Below are 3270 nucleotides of genomic sequence, written 5' to 3' on the forward strand. Positions count from 1 at the left end.
CCACAAGCGTGCGAACAAGGTCGACTTTGCTGGGGAAATGATGGTGGATACTCGCCTTGCGGATCCCTACCACCTCAGCGATATCAGCATAGCTGAAGCCGTTGTAGCCGCCCGAAACAATGAAGTTGCGCGCGGACGAGAGGATCTGATCGGAGGTCATGACAAGATTGCTCATCGCCCTTACCTACCTTCTAGTAGGATCGTTGGCAATAGGATTTTGCACCTGCGAGCCGATCCGCCTTGAGGGCTCTGTCACAAATGGCCTGCCGTGGCGTATTCCATATCACGAGGCGCGCAGCTTCACTTCGTCGGGGCTCATAACCGCCGCCAGATCTTCCACCGTTCTAAGGTAATGCTGGCTGAGCAGCGCCGAGGCCTTCTCGGCGTCCCTGTCGAGCGCAGCCTGCGCAAGCGCACTGTGCTCGGCCTGGACATCACGACCCACCGGCAATGACGATGCGAGCAGAACCGGAATGCGGTAGCGCTCGGTTGCAGCATAGAGCCGTTCGAAGAATTCCAGCGTCCAGGGCGAGTTGCAGGCAGCCAGCAGGGCGCGATGGAACGCGTGATGCCGCTTTTCGAGCGTCCAGATGTCGGCCTCGGCGCCTGTGCGCGCGGCCTGGACGTTCAGGGCATAGAGGGCGGAAACGATGTCTGACGCCCAGCTGTCGTCGCCCTTGCTGATCGAAGCCTTGAGTGCCTCCGTTTCGATGACGATGCGAAGCGACACGGCATCGTGCAGTTCATCGAGCGACAGCGGCGCCACGCGGAAACCGCGCAGCGACTCTGCCGTCACCAGCCGCTCCGCCTGCAGGCGGTTCAGCGCCTCGCGCAGCGGCGAGAAGCCCATGCCATAGCGCTCGCCGAGATCGGCAAGGCGCAACGGCCTGCCAGGGGGGAGTTCGCCGCGAATGATGTCGTGGCGCAGTGCATCGTAGGCTTTTTCGGCAAGCGTCATCAGTGTTCCTCACCGCACAGCCTTACCTCATAGATGGACTTGTCGGCAATTTCAATTATTTTCGAAAATTTGTGTTGCAATCGAAAATATGTCGCGTCATGCTTAGCCCAACAGCCCCAACCAGGAGGATCCCATGGCACGGGAGCGCGAGAACCATCGCGAAGACGTCGTCGGGCGGGCAAACGTCGAGGACACGCCGGAGTTGCTTGCCTATTACGAGGAGCTCGAGCGCCATAAGGCAGGCGCGCTGTGGACCGTCGCCAACAAGATCGAGCCGTGGGAACCGAAGTCACAGTCGGTGCCTGTGGTCTGGCGCTATCGCGACCTGCGTGCGCATGTCCTTCGCTCGGTCGAACTGGTGACACCGGAAAAGGCCGGGCGGCGTGTGGTCTACCTGAACAATCCGGGGCGCACCGACGTGGCTGCAGCGGTCGGCTGGATCTATGGCGGGCTTCAGGTGATGAACCCTGGCGAGGTCGCATCGGCGCATCGCCATTCGGCCTCGGCGATCCGCTTCATCATCGAGGGCTCAGGCGCCTATACGGTGGTGGACGGACACAAGATGACGCTCGGCGCGAACGACTTCGTGCTGACACCCAACGGCACCTGGCACGAGCACGGCGTGGAGGCCAGCGGTTCGCCCTGCATCTGGCAGGACGGACTGGACATCCCCTTCGTCAACGCGATGGAAGCCAATTTCTACGAGGTGCATCCGGATCAGAGCCAGGCAGTCGGCTACGCGGTCGACGACATGACCAAGACCTGGGGAAATCCCGGCCTGAAGCCGACAGGCGAGGCATGGACCAAGGGTTACAGCCCGATGTTCAAATACGAGTGGGCGCCGACCTACGAGTCGCTGCTGAAATATGCCGGTTGCAGCGACGGCTCGCCCTTCGATGGGGTGCTGATGGAGTATGTGAACCCGGTGACGAACGGTCCGGTCATGCAGACGCTCGGCGCGTCGATGCAGATGCTGCGGCCCGGCGAGCACACCAAGGCACACCGGCACACCGGCAGCGGCCTCTACCATGTGGCTAAGGGCGGCGGCCATTCGATCATCAACGGCCAGCGCTATGACTGGCAAGAGCATGACATCTTTTGCGTGCCGTCCTGGGCCTGGCACGAGCATGTCAACGGTTCGGATCGCGAGGACGCCTGCCTCTTCTGCCTGTCCGACCTGCCGGTGATGCGGGCACTCGGGCTCTACCGGGAGCAGGCATTCGGCGACAATGGCGGCCTGCAGCCGCTTCTCTGAAGGATAGATCATGAAACTTGTAACCTATCGCGCCTCGGTCGAGGGGGCGGCAAGGCTCGGCGTGCTGGTCGAAGATCTGGTGGTCGACGTCGGGGCGCTCGCCGCGGCTCAAGGAAAGCTGCTGCCCGACACCATGCTCGGCCTGATCGACGCTGGACGCGCCGGATTGGAGACGCTGCGCGACTGCCTCGACACGTGCGCCGGACGCTTCCCCACCGGCTGCGCCACCGCGATGGACAATGTGAAGCTGCTGGCCCCCATTCCCCGGCCCCGCAAGAACATCTTCGGCATCGGCCTGAACTATGTCGAGCATGTCGCCGAGAGCGCCAAGTCGCTCGACACGTCGAAAGACCTGCCGAAGCAGCCGGTTGTCTTCTCCAAGCCGCCAACCACGGTGATCGGACCCGGTGACGGCATCGAGCACAACAAGAAGATCACGCAGCAGCTCGACTGGGAGGTGGAACTCGCCGTCATTATCGGCACCACCGCCCGTCATGTCCGCAAGCAAGACGCGCTGAACCACGTCTTCGGCTATTCGGTGATGATCGACGTCTCGGCCCGCGACAATCGGCGCGCCGGGCAATGGATCTTCTCCAAGGGACAGGACACCTACGCGCCGTTCGGGCCATGCATCGTCACGGCCGACGAGATCCCAGATCCGCATGTRCTTGACCTGTGGCTGACGCTGAACGGGGTCGAGAAGCAGCGGTCCAACACGCGTCACATGCTGTTCAAGATCGACCATCTGATCGCCGACATCTCGTCGGGGATCACGCTGGAGCCTGGCGATATCATCGCCAGCGGCACCCCGGAAGGCGTTGGCGCCGGGCGCGACCCGCAAGAATGGATGTGGCCCGGCGATGTTGTCACTGCGTGCGTCGAAGGGATCGGCACACTGCGGCACCCCGTGGTGGATGCGACACCGGACTAGACACGCGAACGCGCAATTCAAGGAGGTCATCCAGATGGCCTCGGTTCCCGGCGATCCGATGGTCACCGCCGAGCCCACCACCGCCCGCCCAGACGGTCGATCACAAGCAGGAGGTTGCCATGCTGA

At 62.6% G+C, this 3270-nt stretch carries 4 protein-coding genes; 2 read left to right on the top strand and 2 right to left on the bottom strand.

Going from position 1 to position 3270, the window contains the following annotated elements:
- Both ACXJ7R_RS28250 and ACXJ7R_RS28255 read right to left on the bottom strand, forming a co-directional pair.
- Nucleotides 1-175, bottom strand: a 175-nt coding sequence (locus ACXJ7R_RS28250; RefSeq protein WP_457154700.1) for a TetR/AcrR family transcriptional regulator, incomplete at its 3' end; no start/stop codon positions are given.
- A gap of 108 nt (nucleotides 176-283) precedes the next feature.
- Nucleotides 284-958, bottom strand: a complete 675-nt coding sequence (locus ACXJ7R_RS28255) for a GntR family transcriptional regulator (RefSeq protein ID WP_457154697.1) — start codon at nucleotides 956-958, stop codon at nucleotides 284-286.
- Nucleotides 959-1091: 133 nt separating this feature from the next.
- On the opposite strand from ACXJ7R_RS28255, the gene ACXJ7R_RS28260 reads away from it, so the two are divergent.
- Both ACXJ7R_RS28260 and ACXJ7R_RS28265 read left to right on the top strand, forming a co-directional pair.
- Nucleotides 1092-2213, top strand: coding sequence for a cupin domain-containing protein (locus ACXJ7R_RS28260; RefSeq protein ID WP_457154698.1), 1122 nt, complete (start codon nucleotides 1092-1094; stop codon nucleotides 2211-2213).
- 10 nt (nucleotides 2214-2223) lie between these two features.
- Nucleotides 2224-3144, top strand: a complete 921-nt coding sequence (locus ACXJ7R_RS28265) for a fumarylacetoacetate hydrolase family protein (protein ID WP_457154699.1) — start codon at nucleotides 2224-2226, stop codon at nucleotides 3142-3144.
- Nucleotides 3145-3270: the final 126 nt, after the last annotated feature.

Source organism: Mesorhizobium sp. P5_C1, from assembly GCF_054049815.1.

Coding starts and splice junctions, on each gene's coding strand:
- ACXJ7R_RS28255 (WP_457154697.1), bottom strand. CDS start 958: ATGACGCTTGCCGAAAAAGCCTACGATGCACTGCGCCACGACATCATT.
- ACXJ7R_RS28260 (WP_457154698.1), top strand. CDS start 1,092: ATGGCACGGGAGCGCGAGAACCATCGCGAAGACGTCGTCGGGCGGGCA.